The sequence below is a fragment of the Mammaliicoccus sp. F-M27 genome, from assembly GCF_022387115.1.
Lineage (GTDB): Bacteria > Bacillota > Bacilli > Staphylococcales > Staphylococcaceae > Mammaliicoccus > Mammaliicoccus vitulinus.
The window spans coordinates 1-23,187 of the sequence record NZ_JAJNIE010000007.1; the positions used below are offsets into that span (position 1 = coordinate 1).

Below are 23,187 nucleotides of genomic sequence, written 5' to 3' on the forward strand. Positions count from 1 at the left end.
CTTACGTTCCGCGAGAGTAGGACGTTGCCGGGCAAATATTTATAAATGGATGCGATGAGCCGCACTCGAGACCTGTTAGGTCTCTTTTTTTATGTAAAAATTCAAAAGCATAAAATAAGAAAGATTAAACTAGAACTTTAAATAGTTATCAAGTATATATGTCTATAGTAACCATAAAAGGATATCGTGTTTTATCTGACTTTAGAACTAGAATAGGATTATTGAACAATCGATATATTAAAAACCATTTCATCATTAGAGAACAATCTAATTGATGAAATGGTTTTTTAGAATGATTATTTACTTTATAGCAACTAACTTTAAATAAGTAGAGAATAAAGCATCTTGTTTTGATTAATATAAATGTACTTAGGATCAAATTCGCTGACGTTTTTGTATAGTTGGTCAAGGTCATTATGATCTTTAAGCTGTATGCCGATAATAACAGAACCAGTATTTTGACTAGATTTTTTTAAGTATTCAAATTTAGTAATATCATCATGGGGCCCTAATACGTCATTTACAAATTCTCTTAATGCCCCTGGTCTTTGTGGGAAATTAACAATAAAATAATGTTTCATATCTTCAAATAAAAGAGATCTTTCTTCGATTTCTTTCATTCTATTAATATCGTTATTACCACCACTTACGATACACACGACATTTTTACCTTTAATCTCATTTTTATAATGATTGAGGGCAGTAACACTTAAAGCTCCTGCTGGTTCAGCTATAATAGCTTGTTTTGAATACATGTCTAGAATTGTACTACAAACTTCTCCTTCATCAACAGCAACAAAATCATCTACGACATTTTTTGAAATCTCAAATGTTAATTGACCAACTTTTCCAACTGAAGCACCGTCTACAAATTTATCTATATCAGTTAGCGTAACAATTTTGTTTGCTTTCACTGATTGAGCCATACTACTTGCGCCTAGTGGTTCTACGCCAATGACTTTAGTAGTTGGCATGTTTTCTTTTAAATATGTACCAACACCAGAAATGAGGCCACCGCCACCAATTGCTGCAAAACAATAGTCGAAATTGATACTTTCTTCATTAGCAAAGTCTACCATTTCTTTAGCGATAGTGCCTTGCCCAGCAATCGTATTAATATTATCGAATGGGTCAATAAAGCTTAGGCCAAATTCATTTGTGTAATCTAAAGCATGTTTTAAGCAATCATCAAATGTATCGCCAATTAATTCTATTTGAACAAATTCACCGCCGAAAAATTTCACTTGATTAATTTTTTGTGCTGGAGTTGTAACTGGCATGAAAATAACAGCTTTAATTTCAAGTTGTTTAGCAGTAAATGCAATACCTTGCGCATGGTTACCAGCGCTAGCACAACTAACACCGTTTGCTCTTTCTTCATCAGTTAATTGATTAATAGCATAATAAGCACCACGTAATTTAAAAGAACGGACCCATTGTAAGTCTTCTCTTTTTAAATATACATTGCAATCAAATTTCTGTGATAAATACATATCTTTTTCTAATGGTGTTTGTTTAACAGTGTCTTTTAGTTTTAAAAAGGCTTCTTCTATATCTTCGGCACTTAAACGTGTTTTTAAGGTCATTCTATCACTCCTAAATTAGTTGTGCATTTTTTCATATTGGCTTATTTGATCTTCGTAAGTTAATGTAATAGCTATGTCGTCTAATCCATTAACAAGTTTATTTTTCCATGTTGCATCAATATCAAAATGATATTTCGCTTCAGGAGTAATGATCTCTTGATTTGGTAAATCAATTGTTATATCACTATGCTGAGCAATAGCTTCTCTATCAATTTTATTTTCTATAACAATAGGTAACATACCATTTTTGGTACAGTTCATATAAAAAATATCACTAAAGCTACCTGCAATAATAATAAAGAATCCGAAGTCTTTAAGAGCCCAAGCGGCATGTTCTCTTGATGAACCACAACCAAAATTGTCACCAGAGATTAATATACTTGCGCCTTTATATTCAGGTTTATTTAAATTAAAATCTGGATTCTCAGAACCATCTTCAAGATAACGCCATTCGTCGAATAAAAATGGACCAAATCCAGTTTTAGAAATTCGTTTTAAAAAGACTTTAGGAATAATTTGATCAGTATCAATATTATCATTTAGTAGGGGAACGGTCTTTCCATTAAATATATTAATTGGTTCCATTTAAATGACCACCTTTCTAGTATCTACAAATCTTCCGTTTATAGCAGCGGCAGCAGCCATTGCTGGAGATACGAGATGTGTTCTAGCACCTTTACCTTGGCGCCCTTCAAAGTTACGGTTACTAGTAGATGCGCAATGTACACCATTAGGTACTTGATCAGGATTCATGCCAAGACACATTGAACATCCAGGTTCACGCCAATCAAAACCTGCATCTTTGAAAATTTTGTCTAATCCAAGTGCTTCAGCTTGCAGCTTAACACTTCTTGAACCTGGTACAACAATAGCTGTAATATCTTGGTGAACTTTATGTCCATCAACTATTTTACTTGCTTCAATTAAATCTGAAAGTCTCGCATTTGTACAAGAACCTAGGAATACATAACCTAATGGGATATCTCGAGCTGTTTGACCAGGTTTAAGTCCCATATAGTTATATGCTCTTTCATCGTTTATATCTTTAACATCTGGGAAAGGTGTGCTAAAGTTTACGCCCATTTCAGGACTAGTACCCCAAGTAACTTGCGGCTCTAGATTACTTATATCAACTGTAATAACTTTATCGTAAGTAGCATCTTCATCAGAATATAGCGTTTTCCAATCTTCTACCATTTCTTCAAAGTTTTCAGGTTGATATTCACGACCTTTGACATATTCAAAAGTTGTTTCATCTGGTTTCATTATTCCGTATTTAGCACCAGCCTCAATGGCCATATTACATATAGTCATTCGCTCGTCCATTGTCATATTGGAAATAGCTTCACCTGCGAATTCTAGTGCGTATCCAGAACCAAAATCAACTCCATATTGATTAATTAAATATAGAATTATATCTTTAGCATAAACACCTGTTGGTAGGGTACCGTCTACTTGTATTTTTAAGTTTTTAGGTTTAGTTTGCCATAGTGTTTGAGTTGCAAAGACATGTTCTACTTCACTTGTCCCTATACCAAATGCAATTGCACCGAATGCGCCATGCGTAGCTGTATGTGAATCACCACATACGATTGTTTTACCTGGTTGAGTTAAACCTGTTTCTGGACCAACCATATGCACGATACCTTGTTCATCTGAACCCATATCAAATAACTTTACACCAAATGCTTCACAGTTCTTTTGTAAAGCATTAATTTGTTTATTAGCAATTTCATCTCTAATATTGAATATATCAATTGTAGGAACATTATGATCAAGTGTTCCAAAAGTTCGATCAGGGCGTCTCACTTTTCTATTTTGCAATCTTAAGCCTTCGAATGCTTGAGGAGATGTAACTTCATGGATAAGGTGTAAGTCGATGTATAATAATTGGGGATCACCTTCTTTACCAGCTATTATATGTCGATTCCATACTTTATCAAATAATGTTTGAGACATGTCGTTTTCCTCCTTCTAAATTGATTGTTTAATTGCTTCGAAGACTTCAGATGTGCTGTTGTTGCCACCTAAATCCTTTGTTGCAATACCATTTTTAATTGTATTAAAAACAATATCTTCTAAATGTTGAGCACATTCAGGTTGATGTAGACTTTCACGAATACACATTGCTAAAGATAAGAGCATACCACTAGGATTCGCCTTATTTTGACCTGCAATATCCGGTGCAGAACCATGTATCGGTTCATATAAACTCGGTCTATTTTCACCAAAACTAGCAGAAGGTGATAACCCTAATGAACCTGGAATGACAGAAGCTTCATCACTTAGAATATCTCCGAATAAATTTTCTGTTACGATAACATCAAATTGTTTTGGATTCGTTATAAGATGCATACTGCAAGCATCAACTAATAGATGATTCAATGTTACGTCTGGGTATTCTTTTGAAACTTGTTCCAAAGTTTTTCTCCATAATTTAGAAGAACTTAAAACATTTTCTTTATCCACCGATGTTACAATTTCATTCCTTTTTGATGCTAATTTGAAAGCTATATGAGCAATTCTTGTAATTTCATCTGTAGTATACGTTAATGTGTCAACGGCTTGATCATCGTTGAAATACTTAGGTTCTCCAAAATAAAGGCCTCCAGTTAATTCTCGAACGATTATAAAATCAGTATCTTTAACTATTGATTCTTTAAGAGGAGAAAGGTGAGCAGTTGATTCAGTAACGATTGTTGGTCTAATATTAGCAAATAGGTTTAGAGCTTTTCTAATACCCAATAAGCCATGTTCTGGTCTATTTTTAGGATCCGTCCATTTCGGACCACCTACAGCACCTAACAATATTGCGTCACTATTTCGACATGCTTCTAAAGTATCTGGAGGTAAAGGCTCGCCATGTTTATCAATGGCGATACCTCCAAAATCTTTAGTAACTAAGTCATATTCAAACTGAAACTTTTTTGAAAGTGTTTCTAATATTTCAATACTACCTTTTAAAATCTCTGGGCCGATACCATCACCGGGTAGGGCAGTGATTTTGTATGTCATGACTTTACGCCTTCTTTCACTGTGTTTTCACTGTGTTTTGCGTGAGCTTCTACATACGCTTTGCAAGATGCATATAAGATATCATAATCAATACCTATACCAGTAAATATTTCATCTTCAAATTGTACTTGTACATGTACTTCAGCTTGTGCATCTGTACCTTCTGTAATAGATTCAATTCGATATTGTTGTAATTCAGGTGAATAATCAAATATTCTATCTATTGCATTATAAATTGATGTGATAGAACCTGAACCAATAGAAGAATCTTGATAAGTATTACCTTCTTTATCTTCAATAACGACTACAGAACTTTGTAGTCCATTAGATACAAATTGTAGTTGAAGAGCTTTCACTTTATAATAAGCATTCTCTTCATGTTCAGTACCTTGTAAAATGGCGTGAATATCACGATCTGTTACTTGTTTTTTCTTATCTGCAACTGATTTGAATTGTTTGAACACTTCCACTTGTTCATCAGGAGATAGATCATATCCTAGTTCAACAAGCTTTTCACTGAAGGCATGTCTTCCAGATAATTTACCAAGAGGTAATGAATTTTTAACAACACCAACAAGTTGTGGCGTCATAATTTCATATGTTTCAGGGTTTTTCAGAATACCATCTTGATGTATACCTGATTCATGACTGAAAGCATTTTTACCAACAATTGCTTTATTTCTTGGGACTCGAAGGCCTGAATATCTACTTACCATATCACTCGTATTTTTAGTCTCAGATAAGTTGATATTAGTTGAGAGATTATAATGATCTTGTCTAACGTGAAGTGCTAGGGCAATTTCTTCTAATGCAGTGTTGCCTGCACGTTCACCAATACCATTAATAGCACCTTCAACTCTACGAGCGCCATTTTCAAAAGCAGCAAGGCCATTTGCTACAGCAAGACCTAAATCATCATGACAATGAGAGCTATAAATGACTTCATGATCACTTTTAACTGTTTCAATTAGAGTCTTAAAGAGTTGACCATATTCTGAAGGATACGAATAACCAACAGTATCAGGAATATTGATAATATCTGCACCAGCATCAACTGCCGTTTGAACAGCTTTAATTAAAAATGGTAAAGGTGTTCTCGTTGCATCTTCTGGTGAAAATTGTACTTTTTCAAATATTGTTTTTGCATAAGTAACATTTTCAGTGATAGATGCTATAACTTCATCTTCTGTCATTTTTAATTTGTATTCTAAGTGAATAGGGCTAGTAGCTAAAAAGATATGAATTTGTCTATGTTGTGCTTCTTTTGTTGATTCATGAACAGCATCAATGTCTGACTTTTTACATCTAGCTAAGCCACAAACTGCAGTTGTCGTTAATGCTTTCGCAATACTTTCTACTGATTTAAAACTGCCTTCGCTAGAAGCGGGGAAGCCAGCTTCTATTACATCGACTCCCCATTTTTCTAGTTGTTTTGCAATTTTGAGACGTTCATCAAATGAAAAGTTTACGCCTGGTGTCTGTTCTCCGTCTCTAAGTGTTGTATCGAATATTTGAATATGATCTGACATAATAATCCTCTCCTTAAGTTCTAATACGTTTATTTAGACTGAATACTCTTAGCTTTAACGAATGGCATCATGTCACGTAATTCTCTACCAACTGACTCAATTTGGTGTCCTTGTTGTGTTTTGCGCATTTTCAAGAATTCTTCAAAGCCATTTTCATTATCTTTAATGAAGCGATCACTGAAAGCACCAGTTTGGATATCTTTTAGCACTGCTTTCATATTATCTTTAACATCTGGTGTGATAACACGTTCACCTGATACATAGTCACCAAATTCTGCAGTATTTGAAATAGAATAACGCATGTTTTCCATTCCGCCTTCATACATTAAATCAACAATTAATTTCATTTCATGTAATACTTCGAAATAAGCGATTTCTGGTTGGTATCCCGCTTCAACTAATGTTTCAAAGCCAGATTGAATAAGTTTTGTAACACCGCCACAAAGTACTGCTTGTTCACCGAATAAGTCTGTTTCAGTTTCTTCTTCAAAGCTTGTACCAATTACGCCAGCTCTAGTTGCGCCAATACCTTTTGCATAACTTAATGCTAATTGAGTTGCTTTACCAGTAGCGTCTTGGTATACCGCGTAAAGTGCTGGTACAGCACTACCTTCAGCGAATGTACGTCTAACTAAATGACCAGGTCCTTTAGGTGCTACTAAGAATACATCAACATTTTCAGGTGGTTGAATGACTTTAAAATGAATGTTAAATCCATGAGCAAATACTAAAGCATTACCTTCCTCTAAGTTAGGTTCAATTTCTTCTTTATATACTTGTCCTTGAATTTCATCTGGTAATAGAATCATTACAACGTCAGATTGTTTAACTGCTTCAGCTACTGGATAAACTTCAAAACCATCTTCTTTAGCTTGATCAAATGATTTACCTGGACGAATACCAATCACAACATCATAGCCGTTATCTTTTAAGTTTTGTGAATGTGCATGTCCTTGTGAACCATAACCAATAACTGCAATTTTTTTACCTTGTAATGCGTCCTCTGTTACCGTGTTGTCATAATATACTTTAGTCATAATAAATGCCTCCATTAAATTGTTTTATTTTATAGTAATCCTGCAGAACCTGTTCGTGATACTTGTGTCACTGGATATATTTTTAAATCATCCAATAGATTTTCTATTGTTTGATGGGTTCCAAATGCTTGTAAATAAATATGATCTTCAACATCTTTTAAAATAGTAAGTTGATCCTCATAAGGCTGAATCAATTTTTCGAAAGATTTATAATCTGTAGGATGACCTAACTTAATTAAAATAAGCTCTCTATTAAAAAGATTCGTTTCTGTAATATCTAAAGCTGATATTACATTCACCTGTTTTTCTAATTGTTTAATAATTGTTTCTGTACTGCTTTCATCTGAAACATCTACGATAAATGTAATGTTCGTAATGCCCTCAGTTTCAGTTGGCGTTGCTGAAAGAGAAACAATGTTGTATTGTCTCCTTACAAAAATGCTTGTAAGTCGGTTGAGGGTACCCGCTCTGTCGAGTACTTGAGTCTTAATTGTTCTTTTCATTATTCCACGCCCTCCATCTTATAGTTTGGTTGTCCACTAGGAACCATAGGAAGTACTGGCTCAGAAGGGGAAATTCTAATTTCGATTAGGGCAGGACCTTTATGAGCAAATGCTTCATCTAATGTTGATTCTAATTTCTCATTAGAATCAATCATGAAACTTTGAACGCCATAGCTTTCTGAAAGTTTCATAAAGTCAGGCTGTCCTGAAAATACAGAGTGAGAAAAACGTTGGCTATAAAACTTATCTTGCCATTGTTTAACCATTCCTAATGCACCGTTGTTAATTAAGACAATCTTAATGTCATTATCAAATTCATTGAGAATGGCCATCTCTTGATTTGTCATTTGGAAACCACCGTCACCAACAACTGCAACAACAGTTTTATCTGGAAATGCAAACTTTGCACCCATTGCTGCTGGAATACCAAAGCCCATTGTGCCTAAACCACCACTTGTAATAATCTGACCATGTGTCTTAAATGGATAATATTGCGCAACCCACATTTGGTGTTGCCCTACATCTGTAGCGACAAGTGCATCACCGTTAGTGATTTTACCAATATACTCAATTGCTTGTTGTGGTTTAACAAAGTCGTCAGTTGGTTTGTCATATTTAAATGGGTATGTTGCTTTGTTAGATAGGCAATGTTCATACCATTCATGATGCGTAATTTCGTGTACATCATATTCTAAAAGCAATTCTAGAGTTTGTTTTGCATCGGCAATAATACCTAAATCAGTAGGAATAATCTTGTTGATTTCACATGGATCAATATCAACATGAATGACTTTAGCGTCTTTAGCAAAATCATCTGGATTGCTTGCTAGACGGTCATCAAATCTGCTACCAATATTAATTAGTAAATCACATTCTGTTAACGCCATATTACTAGCGTATGATCCGTGCATACCGCCCATACCTAAAAATAAAGGGTCAGAGTAGGGGATAGAGCCAAGACCTAACAAAGTGTTCACTACAGGTATTTTGTATTTATTCGCAAATGCTGTAAGCTCTTTTGAAGCTTCAGCGTGATTAACACCTGCTCCAGCTAGAATCAATGGCTTTTCAGCTAAACGGATCATTTTAATAAACTGTTCGATTTCTTTATCTTCAGGATTTAAGTCAACATGATAACCCGGTAAATCAAGCTTTCTAGGTGAAACTTCAACTGTTTCAAGTACGCCGATATCTTTAGGGAAATCAATTACGACAGGTCCTTTACGTCCAGTTGAAGCAATATGGAAAGCTTCATCAATAATTTTTGGAATATCTTTTACATCTGTTACTTGATAGTTATGCTTCGTAATAGGTGTTGTCATTGAAAGTAAATCAGCTTCTTGGAAAGCATCTTTACCAATGCCAGGGCGATGAACTTGGCCAGTGATTACAATGAGAGGAATTGAATCACTCATTGCATCAGCAATACCAGTAATCGTATTAGTCGCGCCAGGTCCACTTGTTACAACTACCACGCCAGGTTTACCAGTAACTCTTGCATATCCTTCAGCAGCGTGAACAGCACCTTGTTCGTGTCTCGTTAGAATATGAGGCACTTTACCTTCATAGAAAGCATCATATAAAGGTAAGACTGCACCACCAGGATATCCAAAGATGTAATCGACTTTTTGGTCAATAAATGATTGTACGAGCAGTTCAGCACCCGTGTAAGTTATTGCCTTTTCTTTAGTTGCTTCATCTGGTTCTTTGTATGATTTAGTAGTTAGTGCCATGCAAATCACTCCTTAAATTAGTTCGTCTGGTACTTTCAAGACGCCACCTGTATTTGCACTTGTAACAAGGGCTGTATATCTTGCAAGATAACCAGTCTTAACTTTAGCTTTAAATGGTTCAATATGTTGTTTTCTAGCATGTAATTCAGCGTCAGAAACACTTACATCTAATTTACGGTTAATTAAATCAATGACGATTTCATCACCGTCTTCGATTAATCCAATAGGACCGCCAGCCGCAGCTTCTGGTGAAATATGTCCAACCGCGACACCTCTTGTAGCTCCTGAGAAACGACCGTCCGTTATTAATGCGACATCTTTACCTAATCCTCTACCTACGATAGATGAAGTAGGGGCTAACATTTCAGGCATTCCAGGTCCGCCTTTAGGTCCTTCGTATCGAATGACAACTACGTGTCCTTCTCGAACAGTGTGGTTATCAATAGCTTCTACTGCTTCATCATGTGAGCTAAAGCAAATTGCTTTGCCGACGAATTTTTTGATTGAAGGATCAACGCCACCAACTTTGATTGCCGCACCATCCGGCGCAATGTTACCAAATAGCATTGATAATCCACCAGTTTCAGAGAAAGCATTATCTCTTGTATGAATGACATCTTTATTTTTAATTTCTCTATTTTCGTTATTTTCTCGTAATGTTTGACCAGTAACGGTAATGCGGTCTGGATGAAGCACATTATCCATTTTTAATAGTTCTCCGATAATGGCTGGAACACCACCAGCTTCATGGACATCGTGCATTGAGTATGAAGAACTTGGTGCAATTTTAGATAGGTAAGGTGTGCGTTTAGCAATTTCATTGACTCGGTTTAAGTCGTATTCAATACCTGCTTCATTTGCTAAAGCTAATGTATGAAGGACGGTATTAGTTGAACCACCCATTGCCATATCTAGAGCGAAAGCATCGTCAATTGCATCTTTAGTAATAATATCTTTAGGTTTAATGTCTTTCTTAACTAAATCCATTAGTTTAAATGCTGCTTCACGAATTAATTCTCTTCTTTCTTCACCGACTGCGATAGCTGTACCATTAAAAGGTAATGCTAATCCTAATACTTCCATTAAACAGTTCATTGAATTAGCTGTGAACATACCTGCACATGAACCACAAGTAGGGCATGCATTCTGTTCCATATCTAAAAATTCTTCTTTCGACATTGAACCACCTTTGAAAGAACCGACCGCTTCAAACATTGATGATAATGTTAAAGCTTTACCAGTAGCTGATAATCCAGCTTTCATTGGACCGCCTGAGCAAAAGATTGCAGGTACGTTAGTTCTTACCGAAGCTAATAGCATACCCGGTGTAATCTTGTCACAGTTTGGCATGTAGAACACGCCGTCGAACCAGTGAGCATTGATTACAGTTTCTGCTGCGTCAGCAATTACTTCTCTACTTGGTAATGAGTAGCGCATTCCAATATGGCCCATTGCTATTCCATCATCGACACCAATCGTATTAAATTCGAAAGGTATACCACCTGCTTCTCTAATCGCTTCTTTAGCTACATCTGCTAATTCTCTTAAATGAACATGTCCTGGGACAATATCAATGTAAGAATTACAAATCGCGATGAATGGTTTGTTCATATCTGTCGGGTCTTTGATTTGTCCTGTTGCATGTAATAAGCTTCTTGCAGGTGCTTGTTGGTCACCTTTTTTGATCATGTCACTTCTCATAATTACACTCCTCTAGAAAAATAAAAAAGCAACGCCCCAATAAATAACTGGGACGCTGCTTTCAGTCCCATTCAAGTAGAAATAGGACTTAAACCATACAGTAAATTAATGCTTACTGTTGTTCGAGTCCTTCTGAGCGTAATAAAATTACTAATATGCTGTATTCGATTGTCGGTTTGTTTGCTGTCATATTAAAATTCATTACAACTCTTCCTTTCTTCTCAAATGTGAACGATATTTTGTATTAAGATTTTTGAATAGTTAAAAAATTTATGTTCTAAATTTAACCCATATATCATTACATGTCAACAGAGAATTTAGATTTTTCTAAAAATTTAGATAATGAAAGCGTTTTAGTTGTGTTTAAATCATTCATTACCCAATTAATTAAATATTTGTTATAATAATTCAGTTAGTTTAAGTAAAGTAAAAGGTAGGTGCCAAATTATGTTTATTCAAGTTGAATCATTAGAAATGACGAAAAAACTAGCTGAAAAATTAGCTCAAGTCGTAACTGAAAACGATGTTATTTTATTAAATGGCGATTTAGGAGCTGGAAAAACAACTTTTAGCCAATATTTCGGAAAGGCTTTAGGCGTTAAGAGAACAATTAATTCACCTACCTTTAATATTATAAAGTCATATAAGGGAAGATTGCCTTTTCATCATATGGATTGCTACAGACTAGAAAATAGCGATGAAGATTTAGGCTTTGATGAGTATTTTAATTCGGATGCAGTAACACTCATTGAGTGGAGTGAATATATTGAAGACTTCTTACCCGAAGAGCGTTTAGAAATTAACATTAAATATATAGAAGAAAACAAAAGATTGTTTGAAATTATTCCAAAAGGTGAACACTATAAACAAATAAAGGAAGTGTTAGATGATGACAACATTATTAATTGATACTTCAAATCAACCGTTAGCCGTATCACTTGTTAATGAGGGGAAGGTTTTATTAAACTATCAATCAAATATAAAGAAAAATCATTCATTACAATTAATGCCTGTTATAGAATCTTTAATGGAAGAAGCGAATATTTCACCTAAAGCTTTAACGGAAATTGTTGTAGCCAATGGTCCAGGTTCTTATACAGGATTGAGAATCGGTATAACAACAGCCAAAACTTTGGCGTATTCGTTGGATATACCACTATATGAAGTTTCTTCATTAAAAGCTTTAGCCAAGACATGCGATCATAAAACAGATTTAATCGTCCCTATATTCAATGCAAGAAGAGATCATGTGTTTACAGGTGTTTATAAATATCATGATGACAAGTTAATAGAAGTTAAAGAAGATTGTTATATTTCTATTGAAGAATTAAATGACTACTTAAAGCATACGAATCAAACTTATATATTTGTGGGCAGTGATACAGTTGCTTTAAAAGATAAATTAGAAGGTAGAACCCAATCTAATTTACCTGATGCTTCACTTATGTACCAAATCAAAGAACAACCAGTTACAAACGTTCATGAATTGAAACCACGATATTTAAAACTATCAGAGGCGGAGCAAAATTGGAAAAACAATCAAACGAAGCATTAGAAATTAGAAAAATGACTATTGAAGATGTACCTCAAGTATACAAAATTGAAAATAAAAGTTTTACAAATAGCTCGTGGTCGTTAGAAGCTTTTTATCATGAATTAGAAAAAAATGAATTTGCACATTATTTTGTAGTATCTTTAGGTGACGAAATTATTGCTTATTGTGGAATATGGCTTGTTATTGATCAAGCACAAATAACGACTATTTCGGTAGATCAATCATATAGAAGTAATGGAATAGGGCAATTACTTTTAGAATATGTCATGAATTTTGCAAGCGCGACTTGTACGACAATGAGTTTAGAAGTAAGAGTAGAAAATAAAGCCGCTAGACATATTTATGAAAAAGCAGGTTTTACTTATGGTGGTGTCAGAAGAAATTATTATGGCGACGGAGAGGATGCAAAAGTGATGTGGGTGAGTTTAAAAAATGTCTGAATCTATTATATTAAGTATAGAAACAAGTTGTGATGAAACAGCAGCTAGCGTAATTAAAAATGGTAACGAAATTATAAGTAATGAAGTGGTAACGCAAATGATGACTCACAAAAAGTTTGGTGGCGTTGTACCAGAAGTAGCAAGTAGACAACATGTTGAAGTCATGACCCAAGTTATAGACGAAGCTTTAAAAAATGCAAATATGAAAATAGATGATATAGACGCTATAGCAGTAACTGAAGGACCAGGCTTAATAGGTGCATTATTGGTAGGTGTAGCAAGTGCAAAAGCATTAGCTTTTAGCCATCAAAAACCACTCATTCCTGTTCATCATATTGGTGGTCATATTTATGCTAATCATCTCGTTAAACCATTACAGTTTCCTTTAATCGCGCTTATAGTATCTGGAGGACATACTGAACTAATATATATGAAAGATCATCTTGATTTTGAAATTATTGGTGAAACACGAGATGATGCTGTAGGAGAAGCTTACGATAAAGTTGCAAGAACAATAGGCTTACCGTATCCAGGTGGACCTGAAGTTGATAGACTCGCTCAAATAGGGCAAGATACATTGAATTTCCCTAGAGTATGGTTAGAAAAAGGTAGCTATGATTTTAGTTTTAGTGGATTAAAAAGTGCAGTGATTAATACATTGCATAATAAAAAACAAAAGAATGAAGAAATTATTAAAGAAGATGTCGCTACGAGCTTTCAAAATAGTGTTGTTGAAGTATTAGTTGGTAAAACAATGTCTGCAGTTAAAGAATATGATGTTGAACATTTAATTGTGGCTGGAGGAGTAGCAGCTAATAAAGGCTTAAGAGACGCTTTAGAATTAGAAACTAACAAGCTTGGTATTGAATTAAGTATTCCACCTTTAAACTTATGTACAGACAATGCCGCAATGATAGGTTCTATAGCGCATTTCTTATATGAAAAAAAACGATTTTCCGATATGAAATTAAATGGAAAAAATTCTTTAGATCTTGAAGACTTTAATTAAGTAGCAATTGTATTATTGCACTAAAAGCGTTAAAGCAGCTAATGCATATATAGAATAGTAAGAAGAGCTTAGGACATTTATGTCTCAACTCAAAATAAATAACAACTCATTTCACTGATTTATTCAGCTAGAAATGAGTTGTTATTTTTTACATAATATACGATTTTGAAAGTGCATGCTTGCCTCAACGACTTCACGCTCTTTTATATTAATCTAGTAAGTTAATGTCCCAAGCTTTTCTTGTTTTCTAGAATATTTGCCTTCACTATTCGTATAATCCGTGTAGTCTTTAATACGTTGTTCGTACTCTTCCTTAGTTATAATCTTATGTTTGAGCAATTCTTTAGCTTTTGATGTGTAACTCTCAATGTTAGTATTATTCATAAATCATCATCCCTTCTGTATTAAACACAAGACCAATTAATCAATGAAATTTAACTCTAAACACTTAAGTAAATTAAATAATTTAGCAAGTGCAACCTTATAACTAAAGTGTACAAAACAAGAAAATTGGCTATATAAATTATAAAACTATTTCATTATTAAATCTAGTAAATTTTTCAATGATATTAATTATTTAATCTTAATATCATTGTGAATTTACAATATTTACGAACCTTAAATAAAATGCACGCTATATTCATAAAGTCAATACAGAACATTTGTACTTGTGCACAAGTTAACCACAAATTGTGGATAACCTTTGTATATCTTTTAATGTGTTTGTGGATAACTTTGATGGGAAATAATAGCTTTTTACATTTTACCTGTGGATAACTAGGATAACTCTGTGGATGACTTGCAAAACAAGACTTTATAGTGTGAATAAAGATGTGGTTAATATTTCACATAAAAAATCACTAAGGTGTAAAAATGACCTTAGTGATTTTGTGTTAATTGAGCTTACTTTCTATTTCTTCCCATTTTTCCATGCTTTCTTCGAGCAAACGTTCTGCTTCTATTCTGAGATGATTTATTTCATTACTTTTCTCAATATCATTAAATATTTCTGGTAACGTAAGTTGATGCTCATAGTTAGAAATTTGTTCTTCATAAGTAGAAATGTTATTTTCAATTTCTTCTAATTGTCGTTCAAGTTTACGTTTTTCTTTTTTTAATTGTTTTTGATTGGTATAGAAATTATCATCTTTAGCAGTTTGAGTAGATGTGCTTTCATTCTGTTCGTAATTACTGATTGCCTCACGTTGTTCGAGTTTTTCTAAATAGTATTGGTAATCTCCCTGGAAAAGTTCATTACCTTCTTGTGTGATATGAAATACCTTGTTCGCAAGTTCATTAATAAAATAACGATCATGTGATACAAAAAGTAAAGTGCCTTCATAATTTTGTAATGCTTGTTCTAACATTTCTTTAGAGTCAATATCTAAGTGGTTTGTAGGCTCATCTAATATGAGAACATTATTTTTCTCAAGCATTAATAAAGCTAATTGAAGTCGTGCTTTTTCTCCACCAGATAAGTCATTAATAATTTTTTTTACTTCTTCTTGTGTAAATAAAAATCTTCCTAAAATAGTTCTAATATCTTTTTCAGGCATGTGTGAATATTGATTCCACACATAATCTAATACTGTCATATTTGATTTGAATTCCGCTTGTTTTTGATCGTAATAACCAATTTGGATATTAGAACCGAAAGTGATATCACCGGATAAGGCGGGAATTTTTTGAGCAATCGTTTTAATTAATGTCGATTTACCGATTCCGTTTGGTCCGATGATTGCGATACGGTCATGACGTTTAATTTCTAGATTAATGGCTGACGTTATACTTTTAGAATATCCAATTGCTAAATTATTAACTTTTAAAACATCTTCTCCTGTTGCTCTATTAATCTCGAAAGAAATTTGAGCACTCTTTGCATCAAGCCTTGGTTTATCGATTCGTTCCATTCTTTCTAACACTTTACGACGACTTTTTGCCATACCACTTGTAGAAGCACGTGTTATATTCTTTTCCACAAATGTTTCTAACTTTTTAATTTCACTTTGTTGTCTTTCATATTCAGCCATTACTTTCTCATAATGTGCGTCACGTTCTTTTAAAAATTTACTATAATTACCAACATATTTTTTTACAGAACCTAAGGCAACATCATAGACTTGATTGACTATCTTATCTAAAAAGTATCTATCATGACTGATAATTACGATAGCGCCTTTAAAATGTGCTAAGTAGTTTTCTAACCATTCTGTTGTATCCATATCTAAATGGTTAGTAGGTTCATCAAGTAATAATAAATCAGGTTCACTTAATAGCATTTGTGCCATTGATAATCTAGTTTTTTGTCCACCACTGAAAGATTGGATTTGTCTATCGAAGTCTGATTCGACAAAGTTCAATCCAGTTAATACTGTTTTGATCTTGCTTTCATAATGATAGCCACCCATTACTTCAAATTGATTTGACAACGATTCATATTGGGATAATTTTTCTTGATAAGTATTGCTATCATAGTCATCAGCATGTTGGCTTAACCAATCTGTTAATGATTTCATTTTTTCTTCAATTGTTATCACATGTTCAAATGGCTTTCTCATTTCATTCATAACGGTATCATCGGAATCTAAAGACATTTGTTGTGTTAAATATCCCATGGAAACTTGTTTACCTTTAGAAATGTGACCAGCATCATAACTTTCGACACCGGCAATAACCTTCATGAGCGTTGTTTTTCCTGCGCCATTTCTTCCAACGATTGCAATTCTTTCACCAGTTTTAACTTCGAAATCGACATCTGAAAAAATAACATCACCGTCAAAAGATTTTTCTAACTTATTTATTTGTAAAAGTATCATGTTTACACCTCTCTATTAGTTATTATTCTACATGAAAATGACTTATAAATGTATGTAAATGACATACAATATTTATATAGTTATTTTACGTGAAGTTTGATATAATTGACCCATTAGATGTGAACGCAATCACATTATTTTACAGTGGAAAAGGTGAGGATTTTGGCAAAGAATGATGTGAAGATCCCTAAAGCTACTTTGAAACGTTTGCCTCTTTATTATAGATTTGTTAGTACACTTCATAATTCAGGTGTTGATAGAGTATCTTCTAAAGAATTAAGTGAAGGTCTTAAAATTGATTCAGCTACTATTCGTCGAGATTTTTCATATTTTGGTGAATTAGGTAAAAAGGGTTACGGATACAATATTAGTTATTTATTGAAATTTTTTAGAACAACCCTTGAGCAAGATGATTTGACTAAAGTTGCAATCGTTGGTGTTGGTAATTTAGGTACTGCACTCGTAAATTATAATTTTACTGTTAATGATAGAATGCAAATAGTGGCAGCTTTTGATCAATCAGAAAGCATAATTGGAAGTATGGTTGGTAAATTATCAGTAGATAGTATGGAAAATTTTGAAAAGATAGTTGAAGAAGTAGGTATACAAGTTGTAATATTAACTGTACCACAACAAGCGGCACAAAGAGTTGCTGACCGTATAACATCTGCTGGCATTACTGGCATTTTGAATTTTACACCTCAAAGAATAAATGTACCTGAGAAAGTGCAGGTTCATCATATAGATTTAGGAATTGAATTACAATCTTTAATCTTCTTTATGAAGAATCAATAGGAGGGTATCAAATGGAAGCTTTAATGTTTATTAATACAGTCGGTATTTCAGGACCAGTTAGTTTATTATTTATAGGGGTAGTTGCATTAATTATTTTTGGTCCTAAGAAATTACCACAGTTTGGTAGAGCGATGGGTTCAACTTTGAAAGAATTTAAAGATGCTACAGATGGTATGACGAACTTTGATGAGAAGAAAAGCAGTCCTGAAGATAGCAAAGATAAAGAAGTTAAATAGAAATTTATTTAACAGATGTTCCCTTGAATGTGGCGGGTTTCCTGCCACATCTTTTTTTAGATTGGAGGTAAGATGGTGAATAAAGACAATTTAACTTTTGTCGAACACTTAGAAGAATTACGTGGACGTATTATGATCATTATATATTTTCTAGTAGGGGGGCTTATTTTAGGATTTTTCTTTGCTAAGCCAGTGATATATTATATTACGAATGATGATTTTACTCAAACATTAGAATTGAATGCCTTCAGAATTACAGATCCACTCACAATATACATAGCAATGATAATTATTATTGCATTTATCATTGTATCACCAGTTATATTATATGAATTATGGGCATTTATATCTCCAGGATTACATCCGAAAGAACAAAAAGTTACACTTAGTTATATTCCATTTAGTTTGTTTTTATTTGTTGGAGGATTGCTATTTTCATATTTCATCATTTTTCCATATTTAATTTCATTTACAATGGGATTAGCAGACGATATGGGGATAAAACAAACAATCGGTATTAAAGAATACTTTAGTGAATTGTTTAAATTTACAATCCCGTTTGGGTTTGTATTTCAATTGCCTATTTTATTGCTGTTCTTAACTAGGTTAGGAATAGTAACACCAATGTTCTTAAAGAAAAATAGGAAATACGCATATTTCATACTTCTAGTAGTTGCAGCATTAATCGCACCACCTGATTTTATGACGCATATGTTATTTACAATCCCGATGATACTGTTATATGAAATTAGTATCGTCATATCTAAAATAGGTTATAAGAAATATTTAAAAGCAGAGCAACGATTAATGGAAGAAGAATTAGGAATGGATGAAGATGAAAAGAAACAGCCGTAGAAAGTACGGTTGTTTCAGACTGTCGACAAAGTCACTTAAAGTGAACTTGTTGGCAGTCTTTTTTTGCGCATGCTTTCCTCGGGGAAGTTCTGAGCCTCGTCTTAGCAACTTCCTTCGTCCCACAGAAGTCGGCGCAAAAACACTGCCGTATTTCAGGAAAAAATTTTATTTATATATGATTTATATTAAATCTAAATCATTTTTTGAATTGTCAAATATTTGTAATGAAATAGTAACTTGAAAACATCTGGAATATAATATATTATTATTCCTATCATTGTAATAGGGATAAGGAGATGTAAACGTGATTTGGATGGTTGTAAGTGGACTTATAGTCGGGATATTACTCGGTTTTGTTATGCAAAGAACACGATTTTGCTTAACAGGCGGATTTAGAGATATGTATGTACAGAAGAACAACAAAATGTTTTATGCTTTATTAATTGCTATTTCTGTTCAAAGTATCGGGTTATTTACTTTAGTAGGATTAGGCGCATTTAAAATGGAAGCTGAAACATTCCCATTAGTTGGTACTATAATTGGATCGTTTGTATTTGGTATTGGGATCATACTTGCGGGAGGTTGTGCTACTGGTACATGGTATAGAGCTGGTGAAGGTTTAATAGGTAGTTGGATTGCATTAGTGTTGTACGGTGTAACGGCAGCAATTATGAAGTCAGGCCCATTAAATCCTTTACAAGAAAACATTAATTCATATAGTGTTGTGAATTCAAACATGGCAGAAACACTTCATGTACCTGTTTGGTTATTAATCGCAGTATTAGTGATTGTAACAGCATATTTTGTTACAAAAACTTTGAAAAAACCAAAAGTTGCTATTCCTCAGTTAAAACAGAAATATACGGGAATACGACACATTTTATTTGAAAAAAGATATCATCCTTTCGCTGCAGCAGTGGCGGTAGGTGTTATTGCATTAATTGCTTGGCCTATGAGTGTATCAACAGGTAGAGTTGGAGGACTTGGTATCACAACACCTTCAGCGAATATCGTACAATATTTAGTAACGGGAAATGCTTCGTTAATTAACTGGGGCGTATTTTTAGTACTAGGTATATTTGTAGGTTCATATATTGCAGCTAAAGGTTCAAAAGAATTTAAATGGAGAATGCCAGATACGAAGACGATTAGAAACAGTGTGATTGGTGGCGCTTGTATGGGTGTTGGTGCATCATTAGCAGGTGGTTGCTCTATCGGTAATGGTCTTGTATCTACAGCAGCTATGAGTTGGCAAGGCTGGGTTGCCTTACCTTCAATGATTTTTGGTGCTTGGTTTATGAGTTACTTTATTTTTGTTAAACCTAGAAAAGCTAGACAAACTAAAACACAAGTTAGTACGCAAAGTATTTAATAAAAGGAGTGTATAAAAATGGTACATGAATTAGGTACTGTAGGAATGGTATGTCCATTTCCATTAATAGAAGCACAAAATAAAATGGATGAAATGCAAGTTGGAGAACAACTGAAAATTGATTTCGATTGTACGCAAGCGACAGAAGCGCTACCTAACTGGGCAGCAGATAATGGTTATCCTGTCACAAATTATGAGCAATTAGGCGACGCTTCATGGACGATAACAGTTGAAAAACAATAATAAATAATTTTGTAAAAGGACTGGGTTCGCAAAATGAACTCAGTCCTTTTATTTATATAAGAAATGGAAACGGTTTTATGATAAAATGTATTTTTGAGAGGTGTGTCTATGAAGACTATTAAAGATATAGCCCAAATGGCTGGTGTTTCAAAAAGTACAGTTTCTAGATATTTAAATGGTGGCTCTATAAGTAAAAATACGAAAGAAAAAATACATAAAGTAGTAGAAGAAACAGGTTATAAACCTAATCAATTTGCTCAAAGTTTAAAAGCCAAAAGGACAGGATTAATAGGTGCAATTGTTCCTAGATTAGATTCATATGCAACTACAGAAACCTTAAAGGGAATTGAGACGAGTTTGCTTAAACAAGATGTACAAACCATGATCGTTAATACGGACTTATGCATGGAGAGGGAAATTGACTCAATATATATGCTCGCAAAAAGAAAAGTTGACGGTATTATATTAATGGCTACTCATATATCGGAAGAACATATGAAAGCAATCAAAGCTGTTGACTGTCCTATTGTCATAGTAGGCCAGTCTCATGCTGATCTATTATCAATCGTTCATGATGATTACAATGCGGGTAAGCAGGTTGCTAATTGGCTTATTAAACACAATAAACATCACATTACATATGTTGGTGTTTCAGAACATGATATCGCAGTAGGAAAGACGAGAAAAGATGGTTTGTTTAATCCATTAAAAGAGCATGGCATTCAGCCAAAGTTTATTGAAAGTAGTTTCAGTATAAAAGATGCTCAACAGATAGGTGAAAATATTACGATTAGAGAAGATGAAGTAATTGTTGCAGCTACCGATAATATTGCATTGGGCATTTATCATACATTATTAAAAGCAGAAGGTATGATGCCAACTATTATAGGTTTCGGAGGTAATAAAATCACTGAAATTGTAGCACCAACTATACAAACAGTTAAATTCAAATATAATTTAGCAGGAGAAACTGCCGTTGACGTTTTAAATAAATGTATCAACAATCAACCAGTTGAAAAATTAAGTGTTATTGATACTTATTTTGAAAGATTGGATAAATAAACGACAAAAATTATGATAAAATATATATATTATGGAACCGGTTCAAACTAGATGTAAGGAGAATGATAATGGTAAATTGGACACGTGAAGAAAGATATACAAAACTATCAGATATATCTGAAGAAGCATATCATGAGTTACAAGAAAAAGTTAATCAATCAAAATGGCGCCAAACTTTTCACATTCAGCCAAAGACCGGATTATTAAATGATCCAAATGGTTTAGTTTATTACAAAGGCAATTACCATATTTTTCATCAGTGGTTTCCTTTAGGAGCAGTACATGGATTGAAGTATTGGTATCATTATACGAGTAAAGACTTAACTCATTTTAAAGACGAAGGAATTGCGCTATCTCCAGATACAGAATTTGATAGTCATGGTGTATATTCAGGTAGTGCTTTTGAATATGATGACAAATTACATTTAATGTATACAGGTAATGCTAGAGATGATGAATGGAATAGAAAATCATCCCAAATGGTCGCTGTCCAACAAGAGGATGGGACTTTTAAAAAGTTTGAAAATCCTGTAATTCACGACACTCCAAATGGTTATACTGAACATTTTAGAGATCCAAAAGTGTGGCATGAAAACGATAAGTATTATGCGATTTTTGGTATTCAAAGAGACAACGAAACAGGTACTGCAGTTGTCTATGAATCAAATAATATTAAAGAATGGACTTTAAAAGGCGAAATTCAAACAGATTTACAAAATTTCGGTTATATGTGGGAATGTCCTGACTTATTCAAATTAAACGGAACAGATGTGTTTATCTTTTCACCGCAAGGCATCGAACCAGAAAACAATCAATTTGAAAACATTTACCAGTCTGGCTACATAATGGGCGATTTTAATATTGATACTTTAAAATTTAACCATAAGAATTTTGTGGAATTAGATCAAGGCTTTGATTTTTATGCACCTCAAACTTTCTTAGACGAAAATGACAATAGAATTTTAATAGGTTGGATGGGACTTCCAGAAATTGATTATGCTACAGACGAAGAAGGTTGGGCACATTGTTTAACAATTCCGAGAGTGTTAACAATTGAAAATGGAAAGTTAATGCAAAGACCTATAAAGGCTTTAGAAAATTTAAGAACAAATAAAGAAACAGCAGAAGGTTATGCGAACAAGCACTCTGTTAAATTACATCCATATGAAGGTAAACAATTTGAATTAATGATTGATATTCTCGAAAATGAAGCAACCGAAATATATTTTGATGTAAGAGTATCGAAAAAATGTTCAACACAATTAATTTATAATACAAAAACGAAGCAGCTAACATTAGAGCGTTTCGAAAGTGGTATCGTTAGTGAAGCGGTTGATAAAACAACACGTACTACAACTTTAGATCAAGATTTAAAACAGTTAAGAATCTATAGTGATACTTCAAGTTTAGAAATTTTTGTAAATGATGGGGAACGTGTATTAACAACTAGAATATTCCCTGACGAAAATGCAGTGAACTTCAGAACATCAACTGAATCAGGACAAGTATATTTGAAGTTTACAAAATATGACTTACAAATAAATCATTAATATATCAAAACACTTGTTGTAAATATTCAACAAGTTTTTTTTATAATTAATTTAAGTTGTAAGAATTATGAATAAGTTATTACAAAATATTAATTCTGTGTAACATATGGTATTAAAGCATAGAAAACAGCTAATTTATCCTTTATACTT

The 23,187-nt window shown here is 33.5% G+C and carries 22 protein-coding genes; 11 read left to right on the plus strand and 11 right to left on the minus strand.

Annotated elements, in window-relative coordinates; all coding sequences use genetic code 11:
* Window positions 1-320: 320 nt before the first annotated feature.
* Genes ilvA through ilvD form a run of 9 tightly spaced genes read right to left on the minus strand, consistent with a single transcriptional unit; the run spans window position 321 to window position 11,104 of the window.
* On the minus strand, window positions 321-1,586 hold the full coding sequence (ilvA, locus tag LQ598_RS08150) for a threonine ammonia-lyase IlvA (protein WP_016911769.1): 1,266 nt from the start codon (window positions 1,584-1,586) through the stop codon (window positions 321-323).
* Window positions 1,587-1,601: 15 nt separating this feature from the next.
* Complete coding sequence (leuD, locus tag LQ598_RS08155; protein ID WP_016911768.1) at window positions 1,602-2,171, minus strand: 3-isopropylmalate dehydratase small subunit; 570 nt, start codon at window positions 2,169-2,171, stop codon at window positions 1,602-1,604.
* Entirely contained in the window at window positions 2,172-3,545 is a 1,374-nt protein-coding gene (gene leuC / locus LQ598_RS08160; RefSeq protein WP_107557185.1) for a 3-isopropylmalate dehydratase large subunit, read from the minus strand. It abuts the gene before it with no gap.
* Between the two features lie 15 nt (window positions 3,546-3,560).
* Complete coding sequence (gene leuB, locus LQ598_RS08165; protein ID WP_107557186.1) at window positions 3,561-4,601, minus strand: 3-isopropylmalate dehydrogenase; 1,041 nt, start codon at window positions 4,599-4,601, stop codon at window positions 3,561-3,563.
* On the minus strand, window positions 4,598-6,130 hold the full coding sequence (locus LQ598_RS08170; protein ID WP_103323179.1) for a 2-isopropylmalate synthase: 1,533 nt from the start codon (window positions 6,128-6,130) through the stop codon (window positions 4,598-4,600). Before LQ598_RS08170 ends, leuB begins: the two co-directional genes overlap by 4 nt.
* Window positions 6,131-6,159: 29 nt before the next feature.
* On the minus strand, window positions 6,160-7,167 hold the full coding sequence (ilvC, locus tag LQ598_RS08175) for a ketol-acid reductoisomerase (protein ID WP_107536764.1): 1,008 nt from the start codon (window positions 7,165-7,167) through the stop codon (window positions 6,160-6,162).
* Window positions 7,168-7,196: 29 nt separating this feature from the next.
* Window positions 7,197-7,670, minus strand: coding sequence for an acetolactate synthase small subunit (gene ilvN / locus LQ598_RS08180; protein ID WP_016911765.1), 474 nt, complete (start codon window positions 7,668-7,670; stop codon window positions 7,197-7,199).
* Window positions 7,670-9,403, minus strand: a complete 1,734-nt coding sequence (ilvB, locus tag LQ598_RS08185; protein WP_107557187.1) for a biosynthetic-type acetolactate synthase large subunit — start codon at window positions 9,401-9,403, stop codon at window positions 7,670-7,672. Before ilvB ends, ilvN begins: the two co-directional genes overlap by 1 nt.
* A gap of 12 nt (window positions 9,404-9,415) precedes the next feature.
* Window positions 9,416-11,104, minus strand: coding sequence for a dihydroxy-acid dehydratase (ilvD, locus tag LQ598_RS08190; RefSeq protein WP_016911763.1), 1,689 nt, complete (start codon window positions 11,102-11,104; stop codon window positions 9,416-9,418).
* 474 nt (window positions 11,105-11,578) lie between these two features.
* Here ilvD and tsaE point away from each other — a divergent pair, with 474 nt between their 5' ends.
* Genes tsaE through tsaD form a run of 4 tightly spaced genes read left to right on the plus strand, consistent with a single transcriptional unit; the run spans window position 11,579 to window position 14,108 of the window.
* Window positions 11,579-12,013, plus strand: a complete 435-nt coding sequence (gene tsaE / locus LQ598_RS08195) for a tRNA (adenosine(37)-N6)-threonylcarbamoyltransferase complex ATPase subunit type 1 TsaE (RefSeq protein ID WP_226908888.1) — start codon at window positions 11,579-11,581, stop codon at window positions 12,011-12,013.
* Window positions 11,994-12,659, plus strand: a complete 666-nt coding sequence (gene tsaB, locus LQ598_RS08200; protein WP_170166094.1) for a tRNA (adenosine(37)-N6)-threonylcarbamoyltransferase complex dimerization subunit type 1 TsaB — start codon at window positions 11,994-11,996, stop codon at window positions 12,657-12,659. Before tsaE ends, tsaB begins: the two co-directional genes overlap by 20 nt.
* Window positions 12,632-13,099 carry a ribosomal protein S18-alanine N-acetyltransferase gene (gene rimI, locus LQ598_RS08205; RefSeq protein WP_016911760.1) on the plus strand — a complete coding sequence of 156 codons (468 nt, stop codon included), beginning with the start codon at window positions 12,632-12,634 and terminating at the stop codon, window positions 13,097-13,099. The genes tsaB and rimI overlap by 28 nt, the downstream gene beginning before the upstream one ends.
* On the plus strand, window positions 13,092-14,108 hold the full coding sequence (gene tsaD / locus LQ598_RS08210; RefSeq protein ID WP_107557189.1) for a tRNA (adenosine(37)-N6)-threonylcarbamoyltransferase complex transferase subunit TsaD: 1,017 nt from the start codon (window positions 13,092-13,094) through the stop codon (window positions 14,106-14,108). Before rimI ends, tsaD begins: the two co-directional genes overlap by 8 nt.
* A gap of 213 nt (window positions 14,109-14,321) precedes the next feature.
* Here the strand turns inward: tsaD and LQ598_RS08215 are convergent, their stop codons facing one another.
* Window positions 14,322-14,492, minus strand: a complete 171-nt coding sequence (locus tag LQ598_RS08215) for a hypothetical protein (protein ID WP_170166093.1) — start codon at window positions 14,490-14,492, stop codon at window positions 14,322-14,324.
* Between the two features lie 509 nt (window positions 14,493-15,001).
* Entirely contained in the window at window positions 15,002-16,924 is a 1,923-nt protein-coding gene (locus tag LQ598_RS08220) for an ABC-F family ATP-binding cassette domain-containing protein (protein WP_016911757.1), read from the minus strand.
* 162 nt (window positions 16,925-17,086) lie between these two features.
* On the opposite strand from LQ598_RS08220, the gene LQ598_RS08225 reads away from it, so the two are divergent.
* The 7 genes from LQ598_RS08225 (at window position 17,087) to LQ598_RS08255 (ending at window position 23,037) form a co-directional block, all read left to right on the plus strand.
* Window positions 17,087-17,719: a redox-sensing transcriptional repressor Rex gene (locus LQ598_RS08225; RefSeq protein ID WP_016911756.1), complete on the plus strand. Its 633-nt coding sequence runs from the start codon at window positions 17,087-17,089 to the stop codon at window positions 17,717-17,719.
* Window positions 17,720-17,730: 11 nt separating this feature from the next.
* Complete coding sequence (locus LQ598_RS08230; protein ID WP_016911755.1) at window positions 17,731-17,955, plus strand: twin-arginine translocase TatA/TatE family subunit; 225 nt, start codon at window positions 17,731-17,733, stop codon at window positions 17,953-17,955.
* A gap of 72 nt (window positions 17,956-18,027) precedes the next feature.
* Window positions 18,028-18,810 (plus strand): twin-arginine translocase subunit TatC, encoded by a 783-nt coding sequence (gene tatC, locus LQ598_RS08235; RefSeq protein ID WP_016911754.1) that lies wholly within the window; start codon window positions 18,028-18,030, stop codon window positions 18,808-18,810.
* Window positions 18,811-19,123: 313 nt separating this feature from the next.
* On the plus strand, window positions 19,124-20,182 hold the full coding sequence (locus LQ598_RS08240; protein ID WP_275590102.1) for a YeeE/YedE family protein: 1,059 nt from the start codon (window positions 19,124-19,126) through the stop codon (window positions 20,180-20,182).
* 18 nt (window positions 20,183-20,200) lie between these two features.
* A complete protein-coding gene (locus tag LQ598_RS08245; RefSeq protein ID WP_016911752.1) occupies window positions 20,201-20,425 on the plus strand; it encodes a sulfurtransferase TusA family protein in 225 nt (74 codons plus the stop codon).
* Window positions 20,426-20,533: 108 nt separating this feature from the next.
* Window positions 20,534-21,487: a LacI family DNA-binding transcriptional regulator gene (locus tag LQ598_RS08250; protein WP_107536761.1), complete on the plus strand. Its 954-nt coding sequence runs from the start codon at window positions 20,534-20,536 to the stop codon at window positions 21,485-21,487.
* Between the two features lie 68 nt (window positions 21,488-21,555).
* Complete coding sequence (locus LQ598_RS08255) at window positions 21,556-23,037, plus strand: sucrose-6-phosphate hydrolase (protein ID WP_107557190.1); 1,482 nt, start codon at window positions 21,556-21,558, stop codon at window positions 23,035-23,037.
* Window positions 23,038-23,187: the final 150 nt, after the last annotated feature.

Bases quoted from the DNA above. Each gene is read 5' to 3' on its own strand.
- ilvA (WP_016911769.1), bottom strand. From the start codon at position 1,586: ATGACCTTAAAAACACGTTTAAGTGCCGAAGATATAGAAGAAGCCTTT.
- leuD (WP_016911768.1), bottom strand. From the start codon at position 2,171: ATGGAACCAATTAATATATTTAATGGAAAGACCGTTCCCCTACTAAAT.
- leuC (WP_107557185.1), bottom strand. From the start codon at position 3,545: ATGTCTCAAACATTATTTGATAAAGTATGGAATCGACATATAATAGCT.
- leuB (WP_107557186.1), bottom strand. From the start codon at position 4,601: ATGACATACAAAATCACTGCCCTACCCGGTGATGGTATCGGCCCAGAG.
- LQ598_RS08170 (WP_103323179.1), bottom strand. From the start codon at position 6,130: ATGTCAGATCATATTCAAATATTCGATACAACACTTAGAGACGGAGAA.
- ilvC (WP_107536764.1), bottom strand. From the start codon at position 7,167: ATGACTAAAGTATATTATGACAACACGGTAACAGAGGACGCATTACAA.
- ilvN (WP_016911765.1), bottom strand. From the start codon at position 7,670: ATGAAAAGAACAATTAAGACTCAAGTACTCGACAGAGCGGGTACCCTC.
- ilvB (WP_107557187.1), bottom strand. From the start codon at position 9,403: ATGGCACTAACTACTAAATCATACAAAGAACCAGATGAAGCAACTAAA.
- ilvD (WP_016911763.1), bottom strand. From the start codon at position 11,104: ATGAGAAGTGACATGATCAAAAAAGGTGACCAACAAGCACCTGCAAGA.
- tsaE (WP_226908888.1), top strand. From the start codon at position 11,579: ATGACGAAAAAACTAGCTGAAAAATTAGCTCAAGTCGTAACTGAAAAC.
- tsaB (WP_170166094.1), top strand. From the start codon at position 11,994: ATGACAACATTATTAATTGATACTTCAAATCAACCGTTAGCCGTATCA.
- tsaD (WP_107557189.1), top strand. From the start codon at position 13,092: ATGTCTGAATCTATTATATTAAGTATAGAAACAAGTTGTGATGAAACA.
- LQ598_RS08215 (WP_170166093.1), bottom strand. From the start codon at position 14,492: ATGAATAATACTAACATTGAGAGTTACACATCAAAAGCTAAAGAATTG.
- LQ598_RS08220 (WP_016911757.1), bottom strand. From the start codon at position 16,924: ATGATACTTTTACAAATAAATAAGTTAGAAAAATCTTTTGACGGTGAT.
- LQ598_RS08230 (WP_016911755.1), top strand. From the start codon at position 17,731: ATGGAAGCTTTAATGTTTATTAATACAGTCGGTATTTCAGGACCAGTT.
- tatC (WP_016911754.1), top strand. From the start codon at position 18,028: ATGGTGAATAAAGACAATTTAACTTTTGTCGAACACTTAGAAGAATTA.
- LQ598_RS08240 (WP_275590102.1), top strand. From the start codon at position 19,124: ATGGTTGTAAGTGGACTTATAGTCGGGATATTACTCGGTTTTGTTATG.
- LQ598_RS08245 (WP_016911752.1), top strand. From the start codon at position 20,201: ATGGTACATGAATTAGGTACTGTAGGAATGGTATGTCCATTTCCATTA.
- LQ598_RS08250 (WP_107536761.1), top strand. From the start codon at position 20,534: ATGAAGACTATTAAAGATATAGCCCAAATGGCTGGTGTTTCAAAAAGT.
- LQ598_RS08255 (WP_107557190.1), top strand. From the start codon at position 21,556: ATGGTAAATTGGACACGTGAAGAAAGATATACAAAACTATCAGATATA.